This is a genomic window from Campylobacter sp. IFREMER_LSEM_CL1097 (assembly GCF_025772225.1).
GTDB classification, from domain to species: domain Bacteria; phylum Campylobacterota; class Campylobacteria; order Campylobacterales; family Campylobacteraceae; genus Campylobacter_D; species Campylobacter_D lari_D.
This window is the reverse complement of the sequence record NZ_JAKMRT010000006.1, coordinates 18,816-44,567: the sequence shown is the minus strand read 5'-3', so window position 1 is coordinate 44,567 and position 25,752 is coordinate 18,816. Positions and strand designations below refer to the sequence as shown.

At 29.9% G+C, this 25,752-nt stretch carries 19 protein-coding genes; 18 read left to right on the top strand and 1 reads right to left on the bottom strand.

The annotated features are described in order from the left end of the window. Positions 1 to 169: 169 nt before the first annotated feature. The 3 genes from L8W64_RS03785 (at position 170) to L8W64_RS03775 (ending at position 8,284) form a co-directional block, all read left to right on the top strand. On the top strand, positions 170 to 2,671 hold the full coding sequence (locus tag L8W64_RS03785) for a hypothetical protein (RefSeq protein WP_263672896.1): 2,502 nt from the start codon (positions 170 to 172) through the stop codon (positions 2,669 to 2,671). A gap of 27 nt (positions 2,672 to 2,698) precedes the next feature. Further along, a complete protein-coding gene (locus L8W64_RS03780) occupies positions 2,699 to 6,109 on the top strand; it encodes a filamentous hemagglutinin N-terminal domain-containing protein (protein ID WP_263672895.1) in 3,411 nt (1,136 codons plus the stop codon). 120 nt (positions 6,110 to 6,229) lie between these two features. Further along, on the top strand, positions 6,230 to 8,284 hold the full coding sequence (locus L8W64_RS03775; protein ID WP_263672894.1) for a ShlB/FhaC/HecB family hemolysin secretion/activation protein: 2,055 nt from the start codon (positions 6,230 to 6,232) through the stop codon (positions 8,282 to 8,284). Between the two features lie 17 nt (positions 8,285 to 8,301). On the opposite strand, the gene L8W64_RS03770 is transcribed toward L8W64_RS03775, so the two are convergent. Next, entirely contained in the window at positions 8,302 to 9,393 is a 1,092-nt protein-coding gene (locus tag L8W64_RS03770; protein ID WP_133319790.1) for a CinA family protein, read from the bottom strand. 100 nt (positions 9,394 to 9,493) lie between these two features. Here L8W64_RS03770 and ileS point away from each other — a divergent pair, with 100 nt between their 5' ends. The 15 genes from ileS to L8W64_RS03695 all read left to right on the top strand — a co-directional run bounded on the left by ileS (position 9,494) and on the right by L8W64_RS03695 (position 25,752). Next, complete coding sequence (gene ileS, locus L8W64_RS03765) at positions 9,494 to 12,259, top strand: isoleucine--tRNA ligase (protein WP_263672893.1); 2,766 nt, start codon at positions 9,494 to 9,496, stop codon at positions 12,257 to 12,259. A gap of 99 nt (positions 12,260 to 12,358) precedes the next feature. Then, entirely contained in the window at positions 12,359 to 13,723 is a 1,365-nt protein-coding gene (gatA, locus tag L8W64_RS03760; RefSeq protein ID WP_263672892.1) for an Asp-tRNA(Asn)/Glu-tRNA(Gln) amidotransferase subunit GatA, read from the top strand. 10 nt (positions 13,724 to 13,733) lie between these two features. Next, positions 13,734 to 15,185: an IMP dehydrogenase gene (guaB, locus tag L8W64_RS03755; RefSeq protein ID WP_133319793.1), complete on the top strand. Its 1,452-nt coding sequence runs from the start codon at positions 13,734 to 13,736 to the stop codon at positions 15,183 to 15,185. Further along, on the top strand, positions 15,185 to 15,358 hold the full coding sequence (xseB, locus tag L8W64_RS03750) for an exodeoxyribonuclease VII small subunit (protein WP_039628709.1): 174 nt from the start codon (positions 15,185 to 15,187) through the stop codon (positions 15,356 to 15,358). Before guaB ends, xseB begins: the two co-directional genes overlap by 1 nt. Continuing rightward, positions 15,351 to 16,139, top strand: coding sequence for a carbon-nitrogen hydrolase family protein (locus tag L8W64_RS03745; RefSeq protein ID WP_263660238.1), 789 nt, complete (start codon positions 15,351 to 15,353; stop codon positions 16,137 to 16,139). The genes xseB and L8W64_RS03745 overlap by 8 nt, the downstream gene beginning before the upstream one ends. Positions 16,140 to 16,836: 697 nt before the next feature. Beyond that, on the top strand, positions 16,837 to 18,129 hold the full coding sequence (gene murC / locus L8W64_RS03740; protein WP_263672891.1) for a UDP-N-acetylmuramate--L-alanine ligase: 1,293 nt from the start codon (positions 16,837 to 16,839) through the stop codon (positions 18,127 to 18,129). After that, positions 18,122 to 18,469: a hypothetical protein gene (locus L8W64_RS03735; RefSeq protein ID WP_263660240.1), complete on the top strand. Its 348-nt coding sequence runs from the start codon at positions 18,122 to 18,124 to the stop codon at positions 18,467 to 18,469. Before murC ends, L8W64_RS03735 begins: the two co-directional genes overlap by 8 nt. Continuing rightward, entirely contained in the window at positions 18,469 to 20,667 is a 2,199-nt protein-coding gene (locus L8W64_RS03730; RefSeq protein WP_263672890.1) for an endonuclease MutS2, read from the top strand. The genes L8W64_RS03735 and L8W64_RS03730 overlap by 1 nt, the downstream gene beginning before the upstream one ends. Before the next feature lie 43 nt (positions 20,668 to 20,710). Continuing rightward, positions 20,711 to 21,409 carry an SIR2 family NAD-dependent protein deacylase gene (locus tag L8W64_RS03725; RefSeq protein ID WP_263672889.1) on the top strand — a complete coding sequence of 233 codons (699 nt, stop codon included), beginning with the start codon at positions 20,711 to 20,713 and terminating at the stop codon, positions 21,407 to 21,409. Beyond that, entirely contained in the window at positions 21,403 to 21,996 is a 594-nt protein-coding gene (locus tag L8W64_RS03720) for a LysE family translocator (protein WP_263672888.1), read from the top strand. Before L8W64_RS03725 ends, L8W64_RS03720 begins: the two co-directional genes overlap by 7 nt. A 3-nt stretch (positions 21,997 to 21,999) precedes the next feature. Continuing rightward, positions 22,000 to 23,100 (top strand): succinyl-diaminopimelate desuccinylase, encoded by a 1,101-nt coding sequence (gene dapE, locus L8W64_RS03715; RefSeq protein ID WP_263672887.1) that lies wholly within the window; start codon positions 22,000 to 22,002, stop codon positions 23,098 to 23,100. A gap of 133 nt (positions 23,101 to 23,233) precedes the next feature. Then, the gene (locus tag L8W64_RS03710) at positions 23,234 to 23,974 is read left to right on the top strand and encodes a CAAX protease (RefSeq protein ID WP_263672886.1); all 741 of its coding nucleotides are present in this window, start codon (positions 23,234 to 23,236) and stop codon (positions 23,972 to 23,974) included. Positions 23,975 to 24,005: 31 nt separating this feature from the next. Next, positions 24,006 to 24,197: a sulfur carrier protein ThiS gene (gene thiS, locus L8W64_RS03705; RefSeq protein ID WP_263672885.1), complete on the top strand. Its 192-nt coding sequence runs from the start codon at positions 24,006 to 24,008 to the stop codon at positions 24,195 to 24,197. Beyond that, positions 24,194 to 24,994 (top strand): thiamine biosynthesis protein ThiF, encoded by an 801-nt coding sequence (thiF, locus tag L8W64_RS03700; RefSeq protein WP_263660246.1) that lies wholly within the window; start codon positions 24,194 to 24,196, stop codon positions 24,992 to 24,994. Before thiS ends, thiF begins: the two co-directional genes overlap by 4 nt. Continuing rightward, on the top strand, positions 24,994 to 25,752 hold the full coding sequence (locus L8W64_RS03695; RefSeq protein ID WP_133319804.1) for a thiazole synthase: 759 nt from the start codon (positions 24,994 to 24,996) through the stop codon (positions 25,750 to 25,752). The genes thiF and L8W64_RS03695 overlap by 1 nt, the downstream gene beginning before the upstream one ends.

Here is a 25,752-nt window from a genome sequence, read left to right as displayed (position 1 = left end):
ATATCTTATTCTTAATTTAAGCTTAAATTTATATGCATAGCAGTAGTATAACTTTTTTATGAAAATATAAAATTTCTAGGAGGTATTTTAAATACCATGAAAAGATTATTTTTTAATTTAAACCTTAGGGGGGGGGATATTGTTCAGTCATATTTTGAGAAAATATTGCATGATATTAAAATTTTTCTTACTCACTATATTTTCCTTAAACTCTTTAGAAGCTGCCACCCAGGCAAATTATGATAAAACTTCTAATGCTTATATTATTAAACAGCACAAATTTAATAATAATGATGTTTATGATTATAATCTTGATACATATAAACTCTTAAGTGGTAAAAACTTCTATGGTCAAATGGCTAGCAATAAAAACCTTTCAAATATTACTTTAATCTATGATAATCCTAAAGATAAGGCTCATTTGAATTTAAATAAATTAGCCTTTAGACAGCATATACTTACTCCAAGTATTAAAGAAGATATTTTTGTAGTTAATGGTTTTCATAGTTTTAGTTCGGTTAATACCGCTTTAAATCAAATCAGCTATATACCTTTTTTAGTTTCAGCCTATACCTTTAATGCAAAAGCAAATAATAATACCTTAGTATTAAAAGCAGGGGAATTATCTTCAGTATATTATTTAAAACCTACCGATAAAGAGGTAATTAATCCTAAAGCTAGTGGCTTAGATAATAAATATAATTTTTTAATCACTCCAGCCATAGCAAGAAAAGGTGAAGCAAGTAATAATACTTTAAATTTCTTAAAAGATGCCTATGTGGATATGGGTGTTGAAAACACCTATACCTTACCTTTAAATGGTGCTCCTTATATCTTAGGTGCTTTTGGGGTTGATGCTAATACTAATAACAATACTGTTATTTTAAATAGCGGCTCTAAGATAGACTTTCATACTACTCCTTATAAACAAAGCACTTTAGGGGATAATATTTTTGATGAGAGAATGACTCATGTGGTAGGAGCTTATACTTATAATGGCAATGCTAAAAATAACAAGGTTATTATAGATGGAGCTTCTTTATTAGTCCATGGTCCAAGTGGAGCTTATTCAACATCAGCTGCTACTCACTTAGGTGGAGCTTTTGTAGATGTAAATAACAATCAAAGCTATGAAGTAAGCAATAATAGTGTAATTATTAATGATTTGAAACTAGATTTAAGAGTGGATACTAAAAATACTCCATTAGCATACAATGCTATTTTAGTAGGAGCAGTTTATGGGGGTAGGATTATAGAAGGTAATGCATATAGAAATGTTATTATTATTAAGGATTTACAAACCTTATTAGCATTAAATACCAATATAGAAGTAAAAGCACTCTTAGACTTTTATGCAGGTATAACTAATAATGGTATGGCTAATGATAATGTTATTTATATGAATTTGAAAAAGCCATTTGAAATCAATTTTAATTTTACCGGTAAAGATGAAATCAATCTTTATGGTGGGGTAGCTACTAAAGGAGCTAATAGAAATAGTATAAATATAGAAGGAAGTATTACTCAAGGAGTAACAGATAAAAAAAGATATGATAAGATTAATATTATTGCTGCACAAACTCTAAGCTCTAAAGCAAATAATAATAGTATTAATATCAGTAATTCTAATTCTGATATTCCTATGTTTTTATATGCAGTTATGTCTGAAGATGGTAAATATTATGCAAGTAGTGCTAATGCTAATAGTATAGTTTTAAATAATGTAAAATCAGGTAGAAACCTCACTGCTATTATAGAAGCTGATAATTTAGAAAAAAACACTATAAAATATAATATGGTGCAATCTTTATCTAATGCTTCTAATATAGATAAAGGTTCTAAAATCATTTTAAGAGCTAATGAAAATGCTAATGATAATACTTTAAATATTAAAGATTATTCAAGTGCAGCTAGTTCTAATGTATATATTATTAATGCAAAAAATGAAAGCGCTAATAATACTTTTATCTTTGATAATCTAGCCCTAGGTACAGCTTCTGATAAAAGAGAAGGGGAAATAATAATTAGTGCAGGTATAGCTAAGAATACTCATGATAATTATACTCATATAAATAATTTAAATATAGATGAGTATAAAAACAACAAAGCTATATTTATAAGTGCTTCTGGTGTATATAGTGAAAATGATAAAAGCTATAATAATACTTTATACTTAAGTGGTAATACTAATATTTTTAACAATACCAATATAGATGTATTAGCAGGAAGCTTTTTACAAACTAAAAAAGATAATAACTTTGTATCAAAAGTTCTAACACATAAAAATGGCACTAACAATCATTTAATATTAAATACAAATATAAAAGCAAATACTATTAATAACTTTGATCATTATAGCTTTATCTTAAAAGATGATACTAAAGCTTATTTAAATGCTAAAGAAGTGATTAATCTTTCTAAAGATAGTTCTATTAATGTATATACTAACAATAATGTAAAAAATAAAAGCTTTATTTTAATGCAAAGTGAAAAAGGCTTTGTAGATGCAAATAATAAACACTTAAATCAAAAAGACTTACAAAGCTTATTAGAAACTATCACTAAAAACAATCAAAGCTTACATAAAAACATCAAAGCAAAAGTTCAAAAAGCTAAATATACTCTAAGTGTAAGTAAAGATGCAAAAAGCATAGTAGTAAATTTAAATTAAAAAAATAATACACAAAAAGGAGCCAACATGAAAAAACTATCAAATCACATCATACTCTCAGGCATAACTGTATCAATGCTATTTTCTCCACTAATGGCTTTACCTAGTGGAGGTAAATTTACTCATGGGACTAGTGGAACTATAAACAAACCAAATGACAATACCTTAAATATTAATGGACATGGAACAAATTCAGTCATACAATGGGGTGGTGGCTTTAGCATAGGCAAAGGTGAAAGTGTAAATTTTAATGGAAGCAATAAAAACTACCTAAACATTGCTCATGGGACAAGTAAATCTACCATAGAGGGTGTATTAAATGCAAAAGGTAATAATGTCTTTTTAATCAATCCTAATGGAGTAATCATTACTAAAACAGGAACTATCAATGCTAATCGCTTTGTGGCTTCGACTTCGTCAATGGGTGATGAGGATATACAAAAGTTTGCAAAGATGCAAAAATTTGATAATGGATTAACTTTTTCACCGGTGTTTAAACCACAAAAAGCAGGCAATGTAGTTAATATGGGTAATATTAATGCTAATAATGTATTGCTTATAGGGAATAAGGTTTTATTATATGGAACTTTTGATATTAAAAGTAAAACTTTTAATCAAATTGCAGCTTTAGATAAAGATAAAAAAACAAATATATATTTAGTTGGAAATGAAACTCATGCTGATATTGCTACCTTAAATAATACAGATAAGTTGCATATAACTGCTAAAGATGAAGGTTCTTTATATTTAGGTGCTACGGGATATTATTATAATCCATCTTCTTTTAAAAGTTTTAATTACAAACAACAAGATTATGATAATGCTTTAGATGAAACTGGAAACAAAATAGAAGTAAAGCATAATAATGAAAAATTTTTAAATAATAAATTTATAGGTATAAGTTCTGATGTGGATTGGTGGCATTTTGCTAAAGGATGGAATGAAAATAAAAGTGATTTTAGCAAAAATATCGAATATAGACTTACCAATAATATAAATTTTAAAGGCAATCAAGGCAAAGGCGAAGAAGGAAAAGATTGGCAAAACTATGCTAATTATTGTATAGATGGTCTTGGTTGTACTTCTATGATGATTGGTGATAATAAAAATCCTTTTACTAAAACATTTGATGGCCAAGGATTTACCTTAAAAAATATTAATATAGAGGCTAACAATAAAAATTATGTTGGTATTTTTGGAAATTTAAGTAATGGGGCTAATATAAAGAATTTCAATGTAGATTATATGAATGGTAATGTTAAAGCAAATACGACAAATTCTATTCTTTATACAGGTGGTGTTGTCGGACTTATAGAGCAAGATGCTAAAGTTGAAGACATTGTTTTAAAAAATATCAATGAAATTATAGGCAATGGTAAAGATTATGCTTATGTTGGAGGTTTTGTTGGGGATATTGTTGATGTAGCTAATATTGATTCTCTACCTATGATAAAAAAGGGCAAAAAATATGAATTACCATCAATACAAAGTAGTAAATTTAAAAATATTACAATTTTAAATATAAACGGTATTCAGGCAGAAGGAATACAAACTTCAAGAGTAGGCGGATTTAGTGGAGCTGTTTATTCCTCTCCATTGAGTCAAAATTCTAGATATGATTTTAATAATATTTTTTTAAATCATATTGGTTATATAGGTGCGGTAACGGATAAAGCAAGTGCTAAATCAGGAGGATTTGTCGGAGAGATTATAAATGTATATAAAGAAAATAACACTCCAACTTATAATAGCTTTACAGATATTTCTTTAAATGATATAGGATTGATTCAATCTTATAACAAAGGAACATATGATCATTATTTAAAAAGCTCTCATGATTTTGAGCAGGATGATTCTTTTGCTAGTGGATTTGCTGCAAGTGCTAGTGGAAATTATTTTGCCGGTATAACTTTAAATAATATAAAAACAATTCAAAGTATATCCAAAGACAAAGCTGAACTTAGCTATTCTTCTGGTTTTACGGCAATATCTGGGTCGAATTACTTTCACAATATTATTTTAAATAATATTGGAGAAATTATTGCTGAAGGAACAGGACATAATAAAGATGGAGCAACAATAGCAACTGGCTTTGTAGGTATGTATAATCCTTTTGATGATTTTTATAATATTTATATTTTTTATACACCTCAATCAAAAATCACAGCATTTCAATTAGAAAAAATTGCAGTAACTGGGTATTTTGATATTGGAGCAAATGATAAAAATCAAAAAACCCATGAAAATATTTTTATGTGGGCGCCTAAAAATTTTTTACAAGGAAAGCATTCTCCGCATATAAAATTTAGTGTGAGAGAATACAGCGATCAAACGCAAGCTTATAAAGAATATAAACAAAAATTGTTAGAATACTCTAATAAGCAATTTTTAAAAGACAATCATAATTATCTTACTTTTGCTTTAAATGAGAAAAAAGATGAACTTAAAGAAGCTTTAGAATTAGATTTAAATGCTATTTTAAACAAAGAAGCTATGCTTTTCAAAGATGATTCTTTTCAAAGTAGTATTGAAAATTATGCTATTAATGATATTGCAAGTCAATATTATAGATTTTATATTAGCTCGCTAGATGATATGCTTAAAGAAAAAGATTATAAACAGATGAGTGAAGATGAGAAAATTGATTTCGTGTCTAAGTATTTTTTAAAAGATAATGAAAACAATAAAGAAGAAGCTTTGAAGATAGTTCAGAGTTTGGAATTTATAGATGCTTATCAAGAAAATGGTTTAAAGGGTGCTAATAAAGAAAAAATTTATCAAAATGAAACTTTTGAAAAATTGTTAGATAATACTGCTAATGTGATTTCTAAAAAAGATTTTATATTCGCTTTATTAAAGAAAGATTTGAAAGATTTTCTTGATAAATCTATAATACTAACAAATCAACTACAAGAAATAAAAACAAAAATTCAAGAAAATGAAAGAGAATATAATGCTTTAGCTAGTAGTGAAAATATTGATTTCAAAAAAATCAATATTTTGGCAGAAAATATTAGCAAATTAAATCAGCAACAAAAAGATATTGTTTCTCAATTGGATATTAGCCCTATAAAAAATAAAATAGAATATACTATCTCAAAAGGAGGTTTTGAAATAATAGGAGATGTTAAGCAAGATATATATACGCCAAAATTAGCACAGCTTGCATTGCAACACGCGAAAAAAGAAATTCCGTGGACAGAACTTCAACCAAGCACTCCAGTGAAAAAAGAAAAATCTAAAAAAGATTTACCTTTTATAGAAAATAATATTTATTTATCAACTAGCGATAATTTGAAATCAGATGGTGGACTTGTGATAAAAAAAATTAGAAAAGAAAAAGATGTAGATAAGGCTGTCACGAGAAAAAGAGCAGTAACTTGCATAGTTAATGATGGATTTAAAACTATGAATCCTTGTGTAGTAAGTGATATATAAAATATAAGTACTAGGTTATCCTAGTATTTATAGTTGTAGATATTATTGAAATTTACTATTGATCAATTCTTAAATTACAATTAATCTAAATCAAGTGTTATTATAAATTAAGGTAAAATCATGAAAAAACTCTCTCTTTGTATTATAGCAATTAGCTCTTTAGTCTATGCTAATAATGGAAGTATTATCATAGCTAAAAATGATATAGAAAAGGTTATAGAACTATCCCCTGATAGAAATCTCCCTCAAAACAAAGCTATCAAAGAAAATTTAAAAACTAAAGATGATTATAAAAAAACTCAAGAAGCTAAAAAAGACTTTGAAGAAAAAAAGAAAGAATTAAAAGAAAAGCTAAATCAAGAAGATGAAACTAATGAGGAAACTAACAATCAAACTAATAACAACACTACCAACCTAAATAACCAAACTAACACTAACACAAACAATGACAAAACTAACACTAACTCTAGTATAAATAATCAAACAAACAATAATTTTAATTCAACTAATAATAGCTTTAATACCAATAATGCTTCAAACAATCATAGTTTTAATAATAACACTACCAAATTAAACAATCAAACCAATACCAACAATAATACAAGTAATCCAAATAAACAAACAAACAATAGTTCTAATAATAACTCTACTAACTCAAGTAATCAAACTAATACTACCACCGCTAAAGAAGTAATAACCAAATACAAATTTGTTATCACTAATGAAAATACTAGCTTTGAAAAGCTAGGTATTAAAGAAGATGATTTGCAAATACTCATTAGTGAGTTTAGCACTAGAAAATTTAGCTTGCAAGATTTACAAGATATATCTAATATTATTGCTTATTATTTCCAAGTTAATGGCTATCCTGCTGCAACAGCTTATGTACCCCAACAAGAATTTGAAGATAGTGTGCAAATAAACATAGCCTTAGGAACATTAGGTAAGTATATAATAAAGAATAAAACTACTATAAAAGATTATTTCATAGAAAGTAAGCTTAATGAAAGAATCAAAGGTAAAATCATCTCTACTAAATTAATAGAAGATAGTGTGTATAAAGTCAATGAAATGTATGGCATTCAAACCCTAGCAGGCTTACAAGCAGGAGAGAATGTAGGAGAAACTGATATAGTTATAGAAGTAGTTCCTGATACTAAGGCTAATGTATTATTATATGCTGATAATTATGGTATTAAAAGTGCAGGGGATATTAGAGCTGGTATTAGTATGGGATTTAATTCTATATTTAATATGGGAGATTATTATAATTTTTACTTACAATCAAGCAATGAAAAACAAATTAACTATGGGGCTAGTTATACTTTCTTTTTAGGAAATTTAAAAATTACTCCAAGTGTATCAAAAGGAAATTATTCTTTAGGTGGAGATTATCAAGAAGTTGGCTTTAGTGGAATTTCAAAAAGTATAGGTATAGACTTTTCTTATCCTGTATGGATTAATACTAATTCATCTTTATACTTTACTTCTAGTATTTATCATAAAACTTTAAATGATAAAGCTTTCGCTTATACACCATTTTCATATATAGCAAATAAAAATTCTAATGTAGGTAGTGTAGGTTTAGAAGGTTTATTTAGAGGCTTTGAGAATAATACCTTAAGTTATAGTGCTAAGATAAGTATAGGTAAGGTTAATGATGATGGACTTTTTATAGAAGATAATTATTTTAAAAATGAAAGCAAAGGCTTTGGTTGGTTTAGAAAACTCAATGCTAGTTTGAATAATTATTATAGTATTAATGAGTATATTACTCATACTTTAAATATAAACTATCAAAAGGTATTAGGAAATTTTGAATTAGATTCTTCTGAGAGTTCATCTTTAGGTGGAGCTTATGGAGTAAGAGCTTATGATAATGGAGAAGGAGATGGAGATAATACCATAGTAGCTAACTTTGGTATAAGAATAAATATACCAAATACTAATTTTTATTTTACTCCCTTTTATGATGTAGGTTATGCTTGGTATGAAAAAGCTTCAGGGGATAGATTAGCAGATGAGCATTTTTTAGATGCAGTAGGCTTACAAATACTTTATAATAAAGCTAATGAGTATTATATAAAGCTTGATGCAGCAAGAGCAGTTCATCAGTATAAATATGATGATGAACATAGAATGAAATTGTATTTAAGTGGTGGGGTGTATTTTTAACTACACCGTTTTTATAATTAAACACCAAAGAAAATTTCAGGTTTTAATCTAAGCATTAAACAATATGCAGCCAAACTAGCTTGCTCTCTTGTATAGTTTCTATTGCCTTGTATATGAATGCATTCTTGTAAAAAGGTTCCATCTTTATACATAGCTCCTATGTAGATGGTGCCTGCTTTGGTATTTTTATCATTTTCTTCTCCAGCTACCCCACTAAGCGCTAAAGCAAAATCACAATTTGTGGTTTTAAAAACCCCTTTTAACATAAAATAAATACAACGATCAGAATATTCCCCAACACTTTCTAAAGTATCATTGCTCACCCCAAGCCAAGAATTTTTTAAACGATTAGAATAAGTGATCAAAGAACCCTCAAACACATTAGAAATTCCTGAATTTTCAGCAAATTTTGAAGCACAAAGTCCTGCGGTGCAACTTTCTGCAAAGGAAATTTTTAAGTTTTTTTCTAAAAGTTTTTTGGCTATAAATTTAATAGGATCATTTCCTAAAAATACTTTTCCTGCAAAAAGTTTGAAAACCCCTTTTAAAAATCCTTCTAGTTTTCCATATTGACTAGCACTTGCTCTAATGCAAATGAGATTATCTAATAATGCACTTGAGCAAGTTTGAATTTCAAAAGAAGTAGTAAGTGTGCTAAGTAAGATATTTGCACTCATTTCATCTATATCTAAAAGACAAAAATACGCATAGTCAAGTTCAGGATTTTGCAAAATCAAAGGCAATTTTTGCTCTATATTTATATTTAATAAATTAATATGGCATTGCTCAAAAGAACTTAAAAAGGAATTTTTTTCACGCAAAGCTTTTGAAGGTACTAGGGTATCATTTTCTAAGATTAAAACATCATCATTTAAGGTTGCTATGATTTTAGCTATGGTTGCATAGTATTCGCTAATGCTAAAAATGGTTATATAGCTATATTCTTTAGAAAGTTTTTCAAGTAAAAAAGGAAGTTCTTTATCAGGTTTGTTTATAAATTTTAACTCATGAAGCTCTAAAAACTGCTTTTTGTATTCTTCTTGTATATAACGCATATAATTTTCATTAATAATAATTTCATTGCCTATAATGATGATGAGATGTTTCATGATTTTCCTTTTTTTATTGCGATTATAACAAAAAAATAAGTGCAAATTAAAAGTATTTTAAGTAGAATTTACTATTTTTAAATTTTTCAAGGTGGATTATATGGATTATAAAGATACGCTATTGCTTCCAAATACGACTTTTGCAATGCGTGCAAATTTAGCAGAGCTTGAGCCTAAGCGTTTTAGCAAGTGGTTTGAAAACAACTATGCTTATGAAAAAATGAAACAAAAAAGACAAGGAATAAGCGAGAGTTTTACTTTACATGATGGCCCTCCTTATGCTAATGGACATTTGCATATTGGCCATGCTTTAAATAAAATTTTAAAAGATATCATCATTAAAATGCATTATTTTCAAGGTAAAAAAGTGCGTTTTACTCCTGGTTGGGATTGTCATGGTTTACCGATAGAACAGCAAGTTGAAGTTAAACTTAAAGATAAAAAGCAAAGTTTAAGCAAAAAAGAAATTCGTGAGTTTTGCAGAGAGCATGCGAGAGAATTTGTAAATATCCAAAGAGATGAATTTAAGTCTTTGGGTGTGATTGCTGATTGGGATGAGCCATACTTGACTATGAAAAATGCTTTTGAGGCAGATATTTACAAAGCTTTATGTAAAATCGCTAAAAAAGGACTTTTGCTAGAAAGAAGTAAGCCTGTTTTTTGGAGTTGGGCTGCTAAGAGTGCATTAGCAGAAGCTGAAGTAGAGTATGAAGACAAAGAAGATTATTCTATTTTTGTAGCTTTTGAGCTTGATAAAACTTCCCTTGAAAAGCTAGGTGTAAAAAAAGCTAAAGCAGTCATTTGGACTACCACGCCTTGGACTTTACCGGCAAATCAAGCTATATCTTTAAATCCAAATGAAAAATATGTTATCACTGAAGAAGGTTATATTTTTGCTAAAGCCTTGCTTGAAAATATGATTAATAAAAACTTCACTCAAGGAAAAATTCAAAAAGAACTTTTAGGTTTTGAATTTGAAAATTTAAGTGCTATTAATCCACTTAATCAAAGAAAATCCACTCTTATTTTAGGCGATCATGTTTTAATGGAAGGTGGAACAGGGCTTGTACATACTGCACCAGGTCATGGTGAGGATGATTATTATGTGTGCTTAAAATATGGCATTGAAGTGATTATGCCAGTAGATGATGGTGGGTGTTATGATGAAACACTAAGAGCTAAAGGGCTTTTGCCAGAGCATTTATTAAATGAGTTTATAGGACTTCATATTTTTAAAGCAAATGAGCGTATTTTAGAATTGCTTGGCGAAGCTTTGCTTGAAAGTTCTAAATTTATACATTCTTATCCATTTTGTTGGAGAACACATAAACCGGTTATTTATAGAGCCACAAAACAATGGTTTATTTTAATGGATGAGAAAAAATTAGATGGAAAATCTTTAAGAGAGCTAGCACTAGAGCAATTAAATAATGTGAAATTTTACCCAGAAAGTGGGGTAAAAAGACTTAGTTCTATGATAGAAAATCGCCCTGATTGGTGTATATCAAGACAAAGAGATTGGGGTGTGCCTATCGCATTTTTTAGAGATAAAAACACCAAAGAAGTGATTTTTGATGATGATGTTTTAGATCATTTGGTGGGAATTTTTGAAGCAAATGGAGCTGATGCGTGGTGGGATTTAGAAATAAAAGATTTATTACCGCCAAATAGCAAATATGATCCAAATAATTTAGAAAAAGTTTATGATATTTTAGATGTTTGGTTTGATAGTGGTAGCACTTGGGAAGCAGTATTAAACTCAGCAAGATATGATGCAGGAGAATATCAAGCTTCAATGTATCTTGAAGGAAGTGACCAGCACCGTGGATGGTTTCAAAGCTCACTTTTAATTTCTACCGCGATCAATCACAAAACCCCATATAAAAACATACTTACTCATGGCTTTACCGTAGATGAAAAGGGTCAAAAAATGAGTAAATCTAAGGGTAATGTGATTTTACCTCAAAATGTAGCTAAAAATTATGGGGTAGAAATTTTAAGACTTTGGATAATGCTTAGTGATTATTCAACGGACTTAAAAATTTCAGACAATATCTTAAAACAAGTAAGCGAGCAGTATAGAAAGATAAGAAATACTATAAGATTTTTACTTGCAAATACTAATGATATGGAATTTTTAGAAACAAAAAATTTCACACTTTTAGATAAGTGGATTTTAATGCGTGCAAAAGTTGCTTTTGAAGCATGTGAAGCTGCTTTTGAAAAATATGAGTTTGCAAAAGGCTTTAGTGTGCTTTTAAATTTCTTAAGTGCGGATTTAAGTGGAATTTACTTAGATGTGTGCAAAGATAGATTGTATTGTAATACAAAAGATGATACAAAAAGAGTAAGCGCGCAAAGTGCTATGGTGCTAATAGCTAGAAAGCTTTTTGCGCTTTTAGCTCCAAGTTTAACTTACACTATAGATGAAGCTTTAGAACATGCAAATGTGGCTATTAAAGAAAATGCTAAAGATGTGTTTGATTTGGTATTAAAAAATGGCTTTGATTATGAGTATAAAATCGAAGATGATTTATTTATAAAATCAAGAGAAAAATTCTTTGAGCTTGTAGATGTATTAAAAAAAAACAAAATCATCAAATCAACCTTAGAGTTAAGCTTGCAAACAAGTGCAAATGAGCTTTTGAGTGAAGATATTGAAGAAGTAGCTGATTGGTTTATGGTAAGCTCAGTAGAAAGCTTAGATGATAAAGAAACTTTGAGTGAGTTTAAAATAGATGATCATAGTTTTAAAATAGTGCGTTCTTTATTGCACAAGTGTCCAAGATGTTGGAAATTTTTAGCAAAAGAAGAAGAATGTTTATGTCCAAGATGTAATAGTGTGGAAAAAGCAAAAAATGTTTGAGCAAGCTTTACCTTTTAGCGTGGTAGTGATTACTTTATTGAGCTTTTTATTTATCACGCTTTTTTTGTTTTATTTGGTTAAAAAATTTAAGGATAAATAATGGTAACTTTAAAAGAAGCTTTGAAATTTTCAAATGAAGAATTAGAAAATCTAAAAAAAGAATTAAATGAAAAAGCACATCAGCAAAAGCATTTAGGTGCTTATGTAGAGCAGTTTTTAAATAAAGACTTAAGCACTTCAGATACTGGCGTACCAGTAGCTATAAAAGATAATATTAGTGTAAAAGATTGGGAATTAACTTGTGGTTCTAAAATTTTACAAGGCTATGTGGCTCCTTATGATGCAAGCGCTATTGTAAATTTACGCAAAAATAATTTTACTCCATTTGGAAGATGTAATATGGATGAGTTTGCTATGGGAAGTACAAGTGCAACTTCTTTTTATGGTAAGACTTTAAATCCGCTTGATAATACTAAAGTTCCAGGTGGAAGTAGCGGGGGGAGTGCTGCTGCGGTTGCTGCAGGGATAGCTTTAGCAAGTTTGGGTTCAGATACAGGTGGTTCAGTAAGGCAACCTGCTGCTTTTTGTGGTTGTGTTGGGTTTAAGCCAAGTTATGGAAGAGTTAGCAGGTATGGTTTAGCAGCGTATTCTTCAAGCCTTGATCAAATAGGAGTTTTAACGCAAAATGTTGAAGATGCTGCGATTTTATATGATGCTATTGCAGGCTATGATGAAAAAGATAGCACAAGTGCAAACATAGCTTTTGAGCCAACTACACCAAAACTAAATGCAAATAAAAAGCTAAAAATAGCTGTGATTAAAAACTATATAGAGCAAACTAATGATGATGTAAAACAAGCCTTATTAAAAACTATAGATATGTTAAAAGCAAATGGCCATGAGATTGTTTATAAAGACTTAATGGATTCTACATTTGATGTTGCGGCTTATTATATCATAGCAGCAGCTGAAGCAAGTGCAAATTTAAGCCGTTATGATGGCGTAAGATATGGTAGAAGAAGTGAAAAATGTGACAATCTTAGCCAAATGTATGTAAATAGCAGAAGTGAAGGTTTTGGTGAGGAAGTAAAAAGAAGAATTTTACTAGGAACCTTTGTTTTAAGTAGTGGCTATTATGATGCATACTACATCAAAGCACAAAAGGCTAGAAGATTTATCAAGCAAAAATATGAAGAAATTTTAAACGATTGTGATTTGATTTTTATGCCAGTTGCTCCAAGCGTTGCTTTTGGTTTTAACGATATAAAAACTCCAGTGCAAATGTATTTAGAAGATGTATTTACTATTTCAGTGAATTTAGCAGGACTTGGTGGCATTAGTGTGCCAGTAGGAAAAAATGAAAATGGACTTAGTATTTCTGCTCAACTTATATGTAAAGCTTATGATGAGCAAACTTTATTAGATGGTGCTTTGAGCTTGGAAGAAATTATCAAAAACAAATAAAGGAAAAATTATGAAAATCATAAAACGCGCTTTGACTTTTGAAGATGTTTTACTAGTCCCTCAATATTCTGAGGTTTTACCTAAAGAAGTAGATATTAAAACAAGACTTACAAAAAATATCACCTTAAATATGCCTTTGATTTCAGCTGCTATGGATACAGTTACTGAACATAGAGCAGCTATTATGATGGCAAGGCTTGGTGGCATAGGGGTAATCCATAAAAATATGGACATAGCTTCACAAGTTAGAGAGATAAAAAGAGTTAAAAAAAGTGAAAGTGGCGTGATTATGGATCCTATTTATATAGGACCTAAAGCAAGTGTTAAAGAAGCGCTAGAACTCATGGCTGAATATAGAATTTCAGGCGTTCCTGTGGTAGATGAGAATAAAATTTTAATAGGAATTTTAACTAATCGCGATTTAAGATTTGAAACTAACTTTGATAATTTAGTAGAAAATGTAATGACAAAAATGCCTTTAATCACTGCTAAAAAAGGCTCTACTTTAGATGATGCAGAAAGGATTTTCTCTACTAATAAAGTAGAAAAACTTCCAATCGTAGATGAAAATAATCGCTTAGAAGGTTTAATCACTATAAAAGATTTGAAAAAACGCAAAGAATATCCAAATTCAAATAAAGATGCTTATGGAAGATTAAGAGTGGCTGCAGCCGTGGGTGTGGGTCAGCTTGATCGCGTAAAGGCTTTAGTAGAAGCTGAAGTTGATGTTATAGTAATGGATAGTGCGCATGGACATTCTAAAGGGATTATTGATACATTAAAAGCAATTAAGGCTGAATTTAATGTAGATGTGATAGTAGGAAATGTTGCAAGTGCTAAAGCAGTTAAAGATCTATGTGAAGCAGGTGCAGACGCTGTTAAGATAGGTATAGGACCTGGTAGTATTTGCACCACTCGTATTGTTTCAGGTGTGGGTGTACCTCAAATTTCAGCTATAGATGAATGTGCAATAGAAGCGAGTAAATACAGCGTGCCAGTAATCGCTGATGGGGGTATAAAATACTCAGGTGATATTGCAAAAGCTATCGCAGCAGGAGCAAGTAGTGTGATGATAGGTTCACTTTTGGCAGGAACTGATGAGAGTCCAGGTGAGTTATTTACTTATCAAGGAAGACAATATAAGAGTTATCGTGGCATGGGAAGCTTAGGTGCTATGCAAAAAGGTAGTTCAGATAGATATTTCCAAGAAGGTACAGCTCAAGATAAACTTGTACCTGAAGGTATTGAAGGTAGGGTGCCTTATGTAGGAAGTATAAAAAGTGTAGTACATCAACTTTTAGGTGGGCTTAGATCTTCTATGGGTTATGTAGGTGCAGTAGATATCAAAGCTTTCCAAGAAAGAGCTGAATTTGTAGAAATCACTGCAGCAGGATTAAAAGAAAGCCATGTGCATGATGTAACTATCACTGCTGAAGCACCAAATTATAAGGTGAGTAATTAATGGAATTTGAAGATCATATCAAACAAGCCGAGCTTTCTTTGGAAAAACTTAATGATAAAGATTTGGACCTTAAAACTTGCGTAGAAATTTATAAAGAAGGTTTAAAAAGTATCAAGCAAGCAAGAACTATGCTTGAAAATGCTAAATTAGAAATCGAGCAAGTAGATGAGTAGTGTTGTAGCTTTACAATTTCCCACTTTGGCTTTGAGTGAATCAAGGCTTGATTATTATCTAAAAGCTGCTAAGGAAAGTGGTGCGAATTTGGTGGTTTTGGGCGAGTATGTTTTAAATAGCTTTTTTAGTGAGCTAAAAACTATGCCAAAAAGTATGATCAAAGAACAAAGTCAAAGTAAAAAAGCAAGCTTGATAAAACTTGCTAAAAAATATGATTTAAATATTATTGCACCTTTCATAAGTGTTGAAAATGATGGTTTAAAAAAACTATGCTTAAAAGTAGGTCCACAAAATGTAAAAGTGTATGAGCAACAAATTTTAATGCCTTATGCACACTGGAATGAAGAAAAATTTTTTAACAATAAAAAAGCTGATAAGCTTAAACTTTTTACTTTCACACATGAGGGCTTAAAATGTGCTTTGCTTTTTGGCTTTGAGGCACATTTTGATATCTTTTGGCAAATGATCATGAAAAAAAAGATAGACTTAGTCATCATTCCCACAGCTAGTACTTTTGAAAGTAATCAAAGATGGCTAGAACTTTTAAAAACAAGAGCCTTTTTAAACTCAACAAGCATTTTAAGGGTTAATCGTATAGGTAATTTAAAGCAAGAAAATGAGTGGAAATTTTATGGAGATAGCTTTTTTATTAATGCTTTTGGCGAAGTGCAAGAGCAACTTGGCGATCAAGAAGAAATGCTTGTAGTGGAAGTTAGTAAGGCAAATGAAGCTAGAAATTTATGGGGCTTTGATAAGCTTTTGAAAAATTATGAAGAATAGTTTATATTTTAAAACACAAATTATACTTTTAATATAAAGTATAATTTGTTAGAATTAACAATTTAATATAGTAAATTTGGATTTAACTATTTTGTTTATTAACTATAAACCAAAGAATTGAAAATCCTATTATTCCAATTGGCAAGACAAGCATAAATAATAAAAATTTTATAACTATTTTTGCAATGATTAAAAAAAGAGTATTGATAAAAAATACATTATCTCCAAGCAGTATATTTTTTAGTTCTTTCCATACAAAACATGCAAAAGGAAATAATAAAAATTAATTCCTAACATAATAAAAAATGAAATGCTGCTAGATAGTGGAGTGGTAAAATAAAAAAATACATGCTGCAAACACATAATGTCTTATAAGCCACACTAGATTTATAGTGCTAAAAACTTTTAGTGGATTGATCAAATTTTACTCCTTATTTATTTATAAAATATTTTGCAATTTTATTTTTTTAAATTAATTTAAACTTAATATTTTTATTTTAATATTGTTATATTAATACTAAATTAAATATAAAGTAGTTTTAGTATTAGTAATTTATATAAGATTGTGTAAATATTTTGATGTGGCTATGTGATTTATATCAGGATAAAATAAATACTCATTAAAAAGTTTATATTTTATTTTTAGTAAACAAATGATAGAATTTTGCCTTAAATTTTCAAAAAATTTGAGGCAAGAATGCAAAAAATTCATTTTATAGGTATAGGTGGTATTGGAATTTCAGCTTTGGCGAGATTTTTAAAAGAACAAGACTTTAAGATTAGTGGTTCTGATATCAAAGAAAGTAAAATCACAAAAGAATTAGAAAAAGAAGGTATAAATATAAAAATTCCTCATCATAAAGACAATGTCAAAGATGTGGATTTAGTGGTGTATTCAGCTGCTATCAAAGAAGATAATGAGGAATTAATCAGTGCAAAAAAACAAAACATCACAACGCTTTCAAGAAAAGAAGCCCTGCCTATGATTTTAAAAGACAAAAGAGTTTTTGCGGTTGCGGGAGCCCATGGTAAAAGCACAACTTCAAGCATTTTAGCAAGCTTGATAGAAGCTTCTGTTATTATTGGTGCAGTGTTGAAAGAAAGTGGCACCAATATGCTTTATAAAGAAAGCGAAAATCTTATTTTTGAAGCTGATGAGAGTGACAGTTCTTTTTTGAACTCAAATCCTTATTTAGCTATAGTGACTAATGTTGAAGCAGAACATTTAGATCATTATGGAAATGATCTTTCAAAATTATACAAAGCTTATGAAGACTTTTTGCGTTTGTCTAAAATTCAAGTGATTAATGCTGAAGATGAGTTTTTGTCAAGTTTAAATTTAAATAATGCAAAAAAGCTTTACCCAAGCAAAGATATCACAAATATTTATATGAAAGTGGAAAATTTTAAGCCAAAAACCTATTTTACGCTTAAAGATTTAGGCGAATTTAGCGTTTTTGGTATGGGTGAGCATGTGGCGATGGACGCTGCTTTGGCTATTTTGGCTGCGAGTGAATTTATAAGCACAGAAGAGCTAAAAACTAAGCTTTTAAAATATCAAGGGATTAAAAAAAGATTTGATATTTTATTTGCAAATAAAAATATGGCTTTGATTGATGATTATGGGCACCATCCAACAGAAATCAAAACAACACTTAAAGCAGCAAATGAGTATGCAAGGCTAGCTGGATATGAAAAAATCATAGCTATTTTTGAGCCTCACCGCTACACGCGTTTAAGTGCAAATATAGAGTATTTTAGCGAGGTTTTAGCAAATGTTGATGAGCTTTATATTTTACCTGTGTATGCAGCAGGAGAAGCTAAAATAGAGATTAATATGCAAAAATACTTTCCAAAAGCTAAATTTATAAAAGAAATCAAGAGAGAAGAAAGTGCTATTTATCTTGATGATGAGTTGATTGAAAATGGCTTGGTAGTTGGTTTTGGTGCAGGAGATATAAGCACAAAGCTTAGGGGCAAGTATGTTTAAGATTTTTTTATATGTCTTAGCTTTTTTTGCGATTTTACTTTTTTTCATTTTTTTGCGTAAAAAAATAGGTAAGATTAGTAATTATCTTTTGATTTTAGTGTTGATTTTGATGATTGCCTTTGCGATTAAATTTGAGTTAAGTGCCACAAGAAGTGGTATTTTAAAAAAAGAAACACTCAATGCATTCTTACAAGGACAAAGTCTAATTTGCAAAGATGTTAATATCACTAAAGAGTATTTTAACTTTGAACATGGAACGCAAAGTTTTATTTCAAATGGTAAAAATAAACAATTTAAAGCCTATGTTTTTGATATAAAAGATTGCAAGGTAGATAAATAATGCAAGAGCAATTTTTTAAAAAGTTAGATTTAGATGGCTATATAGAAGATTTTAGGGGGCTTTTTGCAAGAGATAAAGAAATTTTTTTACAAGGTGATAGCAAGCTTCATTATAAAAGAATCAATGAGCTTTCACTGATTGATTTTAATCCTCCACCTATGATAGAAGAGCTAAATGGTGCTTTAACTCATCTTAGCAAGCAAGGAATTTTACATTTAAGCCAAAGCTTTGAATTTATTAAAATCTGTATGTATTTTAGATACTTAAAGGGCTTAAAATTTGAAGAAAGTTTAAAAGAATGGCTTTTAAAAATAGAAATTCCACAGGCTATTTTAGAGCTTTTTGAGTATTTTGATGAAAAGGGTGAGATTAAAGAAAGTGTTGATGAAAGACTTGTTAATCTAAATTTAGCTCTAAAGATAAAAAAAGAAAGCTTGGTAGCTGAGTTTAAAAAACTCACATATACTAAAAATCTTAGTGTATATTTGATTGATACGCAAATCCATCTTATCAATGGTATGGAGGCCTTGCTTTTACGCGGTGGGTTTAATCATGTCTTAAAAGCAAAAATCATAGGTAGAAGTAGTGGCGGTGGGTTTTATGTGGTGCCTTTAAGCGTAGAAAAAATCCAAAGTCAAATAGATGAAATCAAAGATGCTAAAGAAGAAATTTTTTATGAGTATGCTAAAAAAATCAGCTTGATTTTTTATAAAAATTTGATGTTTTTGAAATTTATCAATAATGCTTTTGATTTATTTGATCATTATAGCGCTAGAGTTTTGATGGCTAAAAAACATGATTATGAGTTTGTTTTAGCTGATAGTTCTAATAATTTAAGCTTATATAACTTCGCACATCCGGCTTTAAAAAATGCAAAAACTGTTAATATAGAATTTAATAAAAAAGTTTTAATCATCACAGGTGTAAATGCAGGTGGTAAGTCTATGCTTTTAAAAGGAATGTTAAGTGCAGCTTTACTTGCAAAGCATTTGCTTCCTATGAAAATTAACGCACAAAAAAGCCAAATAGGCAATTTCAAAGAATTTGATGCGATTTTAGAAGATCCACAAAATGTAAAAAATGATATTTCTACTTTTGCAGGAAGAATGTTGCATTTTTCTAAGCTTTTGGGTAAGAAAAATGTTTTATTAGGGGTTGATGAGATAGAGCTTGGAACAGATTTTGAAGAAGCTGCGTGTTTATATACTGAGCTTATTTCTAAGCTTTTAGAACAAGATAATAAAATCATCATTACAACCCACCATAAACGCCTTGCTATGCTTTTGGCTAAAAATTCACAAGTAGAACTTATCACTGCTTTGTATGATGAGGAATTATCACGTCCAAAATATGAGTTTTTAAAAGGCACTATAGGTAAATCTTATGCATTTGAAACGGCTTTAAGATATGGCATAAGTGCAAATTTAGTGCAAAATGCTAAAAAGCTTTATGGAGAAGATAAAGAAAATTTAGAAGAAATGGTAAGTAAAAATATCAATCTTGAACTTTCTTTACGCAAGAAAAATGAAGAGCTTGAAAAAAAAGAAGTCAAAGTAGATGAAATTTTACTTTCACTTAAAGATCAAAAAGAAAAAAATGAGCAAGAATTTAAAAAGCTTATTTCTAATTTAGAGTTTAAATACCACAAAGCCATAGAAGAAGCTAAAAAAACGATAAATCTAAAAGATATTAAAGAAAAACAAAGAAGTTTAAACAAAGCCAATGAACTTAAAAAAAGTATTGTTTTACCAAGTATGGAGCAAAATGAAGAGCTTAGAGTAGGGGATTTTGTTAAATATGAAAAAATCAAAGGTAAAATCACTGCAATTTCAAAAAATGATGCGATGATTCAAAGCGATGGTTTGAGTTTGCGTGTGCCATTAAAGCTTCTTAAAAAAAGCAATCAAAACCCTACACAAAAGGTAAAATCAAGTGTCAATATAACCCGTCCAAGTGCTTTGAATATGACTTTAGATTTACACGGCTTAAGAAGTGATGAGGCGCTTGAAAGATTAGATAAATTTATCTCTGATGCTTTGATAGTGGGTTTTGATGAGGTGATAGTTTATCATGGTATAGGCACAGGAAAACTAGCTTTTGCGGTAAAAGAGTTTTTAAAAGCTCACAAAAGTGTAAAAAGCTTTAATGATGCTCCGATTAATCAAGGTGGTTTTGGTGCTAAGGTGGTTAAGCTTTAAGTAAAATTATAGTAAAACCTTTAAACAATAATGAGGTTTAATAATGAAACAAGTGATGATTTTAAGCGGGGCAGGTTTGTCTGCTCCAAGTGGTATAAAGACTTTTAGAGCTAGTGGTGGGCTTTGGGAAGAGCATGATGTGATGGAAGTTTGCTCTGCAACTGGCTTTAGAAAAAATCCTAAAAAAGTTTTGGAATTTTACAATAAAAGAAGAAAAGAGTTAGCTGGTGTTAAGCCAAATCACGCACATGAAATCATCGCTTTATTAAAACAAAAATTTCCAAAACAAATTAGCATTTTAACGCAAAATGTAGATGATTTATTAGAGCGAGCAGGTTGTGAAGAAGTGGTGCATTTGCATGGCTTTTTACCTGAGCTTAGGTGTTTAGAGTGTGAAAATATTTTTAACATAGACTATGAAAGTAGTGATGATAAAATTTGTCCTAAATGTCAAAGCAAAAGTGTAAGGCACAATATCGTGATGTTTGAAGAAATGGCACCAAATTATAAAATTTTATATGAAAAATTACAAAATTGTGATTTATTTGTATGTATAGGCACAAGCGGGCAGGTTTTACCCGTGGAAGAGTATGCAAGAGTATGTAAGCAAAGTATATTAAACAATCTTGATGAGGATAAATATTTAGAAAGTAATTTCACAAAAGTTTATATAGAAGATGTTTGCACGGCTATTGATAAAATCAAAACCGATATAGAAAATTTCTTGGAAGCAAAATGTTAGAAGTAATCTTACAAGGTATAGTTTTAGGTATGGGTGTGTCTGTGCCTTTTGGACCTGTGAATATTTTGATCTTAAATACTGCTTTGTCTTCTTTTAAAAATGCTTTTTGCGTTGGGCTCGGTGCTTTAAGTGCTGATATACTTTTTTTGATTTTGATTAATCTTGGGCTTTTAAGCTTTGCAAATAATGAATTTTTTTATAAAATACTAGCGGTTTTTGGCTTTTTCTTTTTGAGTTTTATGGTATTTTTAATGCTAAGAAAAACAAGAAAAGTCGATCTTAACAAGGTAAATAAAACACATCCTTTAAAAGGTTTTAGCAAAGGATTTTTCTTAAATGTTACAAATCCTTATGTTATAGGCTTTTGGTTGAGTGTAGCAGGGCTTAGCATGCAGAGTAAAAACTCTTTTGCCTTGCTTTTTGGTTTGGTTGGTTTTATTGTGTTTTGGATTTTTACTCTATCGTTTTTTGTGTCTAAATTCAAAGCACTTGTAAAAAACAAACATATATTTTACATTAATCTTTTTTCAGCATTTATTTTAGAGTATTTTGCTCTTTCTATGCTGTATAAAGCTTTTATAGGATAGAACATGCAAGTAGTTGAAATTTTTAAAGAATTGAGCAAATTTAAATCCATCACCTCAGATGATGATGGAGCATTAAATTATATTGCAGTGGAGTTAAGTGATTTTGAAGCTTTTTTTATAGAAAAAGAAGGTGTGAAAAATCTTTTGCTGACTAAAAAATTTAGTGATAATGGCGAGCATTTAGCTTTTGGTGGGCATGTAGATGTAGTACCTGCAGGAGAGGGTTGGAGCAGTGATCCTTTTGAGCCTTTAGAAAAAGATGGATTTATTTATGTAAGAGGTGCGCAAGATATGAAAAGTGGCGTGGCTGCTTTTATGTGTGCAGTTAAGGAGGTAGAAAATTTCAAAGGAAGAATTTCACTGATTTTAACAAGCGATGAAGAAGGCGAGGCTAAATTTGGTACGCTTGAAGTGCTTAAATTTATGCAAGAAAAAGATATGCTACCTGATTTTGCTGTGGTTGCTGAGCCAACCTGTGATAAAAAATTTGGAGATAGTATTAAAATAGGGCGTCGTGGTTCTATCAATGCAAAATTACTTATCAAAGGTAAGCAAGGTCATGTAGCATACCCGCAAAAATGCATTAATCCTGTGCATAATTTTGCTTCTGCTTTGAAATTTTTAGCAGGATTTGATCTTGATCCAGGTGATGAGGTATTTGCACCATCTAAAATCGTTATTACTGATATACGCGGTGGTATGGAAGTGTGCAATGTAACCCCAAATGATTTAAAATTGATGTTTAATGTAAGAAATTCTCCACAAACTAGCTTAGAAGATGTAAAAGCTTATATAGAAAAGACTTGTGAAGGACTTGATTATGAGTTGAGCATAAATCAAAGTTCAAAGCCTTTTTTAACACAAAGTGACTCTAAAATCGTACAAAAACTAAATGAAAGTGTGCAAAAAATCACTCAAGTAGTGCCAGAACTTAACACCAAAGGTGGTACAAGTGATGCGAGATATTTTGCTGAGTTTGGTGTGAAGGTGGTAGAATTTGGCGTGTGCAATGATAGAATTCATGCAATTGATGAAAGAGTGAGTATAGAAGAGCTTGAAAAATTGTATTTAGTTTTTAAAGATTTATTAGAGAATTTTAACTAGGAAAAGCATGGATGTAATAGGAATTTAGAGTAGCCTCTCATTTAAGAGTACCTTGCAGCTACCGGCAAGTTAGCCCTCTAAACTTCTAAAATTATATCATTAATTTTTTAAAATGGAGTTAATAGGAAGTAAAATGTCTTTTGAGCTTGATGTAAGTAGCTATGAAAAAATAGAAAAGCTATTTATCAATTTTAAATTTAGAATGATAAAAGGGATTAATGTTTTGCATTTTGGATATTTGTGGGGAGCTTGCAAAGAAGCACAAAAGATTTTAGAAAAAAATCAAAAATGCGAAGATTTGTTTGAGCTAATTATGAAAATTTATTCCAAAAGACACAAAAACCATCAAGCAAATTTTTTACTTTTACAATGTTATGAAAATGCTCTAAGAAGTACTTTAGCAGTAAAAATAGCAAATTTGTATAATAAGTTAGATGATGATTGGTTTAAATCTAGCGAAGAGGTTTTTAATCCTGCTTTGAAAAGTCTTTTAAAAAAAGTTAAAAAGAGATGTCAAAAAATAGATGAATATAATGGCACTTGGCAAATTTTTGATGATTTTTGTCTGATTGATTTAGAAGGGATATTAATAGATCATTGGAGTGAATTTGCTTATATATTTAAAGATAAAAAAATATATAAAAATCAAGTCTTACCAAGTTTTGGCACCAAAGAACATCTTAAGACAAAACTAAGCCAAATAAGAAAAGCTAGAAATGAAACCTATCATAATAAACCTACAAAAATAAAATTTAAAAAAGATTTGGAAATTTTACTTTTGAGATTTGGTTATAATTTAGAAGATGCTATTGATATTGGAGAGATAAAAGAAGCTATTATTTTAAGATTTAATTATAATAATGTAAGTGAGTAAGTATTTTAAGTAAAATAACTAAAGGTTTTAAATGATTATCAATGGGCAAAAGCTTGAGCTAAAAGAGCTTAAATTCATGGACTATGTTCAAGAAAAACAATTAAAAATAGAATTTATTGCCTTAGAATTAAACGGAGAAATTATCCCAAGGAATAAATTTGAAAATTTGATTTTAAAAGAAAATGATAAAGTAGAGATTGTTACTTTTGTAGGTGGTGGTTGATGAGAATTAAATTTAATGGTAGTATGATAAACACGCATTTTAAAAACACTTTGGAATTTTTTCAAAGTGTGAGTAAAAATGAAAATGATGTATGGATAGTCAATGGTTTTGCAACAAAAGAAAGTTTGGATCTAAAAGAAAATGATGAGCTTTTTTGTATAGAAAAAAATACTTTACCACCATATGAAGCTCTTGATGCGATGATGAGGGCAAGACATACTCCAAAACTTCATAATAAGCTTAAAAAGGCAAGTGTGGCAGTGTGTGGACTTGGTGGACTTGGCTCGCATATAGCTATAAATTTAGCAAGAAGTGGGGTTGGTAGGCTTCATTTGATTGATTTTGATGTGGTTGAGCCAAGTAACCTTAATCGTCAAGCTTATATGGTGGAAGATTTGGGTAAATTTAAGGCTGAAGCTTTAAAAGATCAAATCGCTAAAATTAATCCTTTTATAGAAGTATTTGCACAAGTTTTAAAAATAGAAAAAGAAAATATAGCCAAACTTTTTACAAATGATGATATAGTTTGTGAAGCCTTTGATAGTGCAAAATATAAAGCGCTTTTAGCGCAAAATTTTCATCAACACTATCCTCAAAAAACATTAATTTGTGCTTCTGGCTTAGCAGGATATGGCGATAGCAACAGCATACAAACAAGAAAAATTGCAAAAAACTTTTATGTTTGTGGTGATTTAAAAAACGAGGCAAAAGTAGGCAATGGACTTATGGCACCGCGTGTAAATATTTGCGCAGGACATCAAGCAAATTTAGTTTTAGAACTTTTAGCGAGCGAGTAATGGAAAAATTAAAAATAGGAAAATATGAGTTTAATTCCAGGTTTATTTTAGGTTCTGGGAAATTTTCTTTTGAGCTTATAAAATCAGCCATTGAAGAAGCAAAAGTTGAGATTATCACCTTAGCTTTGCGTAGGGTAAATGATAAAGGCATAGAAAATATACTTGATTTTATCCCAAAGCATATTAAGCTTTTACCAAATACTTCAGGTGCAAGAAATGCTAATGAGGCATTGCGTATAGCAAGACTTGCAAGAGAGCTTGGTTGTGGAGATATGATTAAGGTTGAAGTAATTAGCGATAGTAAATATTTACTACCGGATAATTATGAAAGTATAAAAGCAGTAGAACTTTTAGCAAATGAGGGTTTTACACCTTTAGTTTATATGTATCCTGATTTATATGCAGCACGTGCTATGGCTAATGCGGGAGCTGCTGCTATAATGCCTCTTGGAGCTCCTATAGGAAGCAATAAGGGCTTAAAAACTAAAGAATTTATACAAATTTTACTTAATGAAATTAGCTTACCTATTATAGTAGATGCAGGTATAGGAAATCCAGCACAAGCTTGTGAAGCCATGCAAATGGGAGTAAGTGCAGTGATGGCAAATACCGCCATAGCTCAAGCTAAAGATGTAGCAAAAATGGCAAAGGCTTTTGCTTTGGCTATAGAAGCAGGATATAATGCGTATTTAGCAGGTATAGCAAATGAAAGTACGCCAAGTGCAAGCTCGCCTTTGAGTGGTTTTTTAAGAGATTAA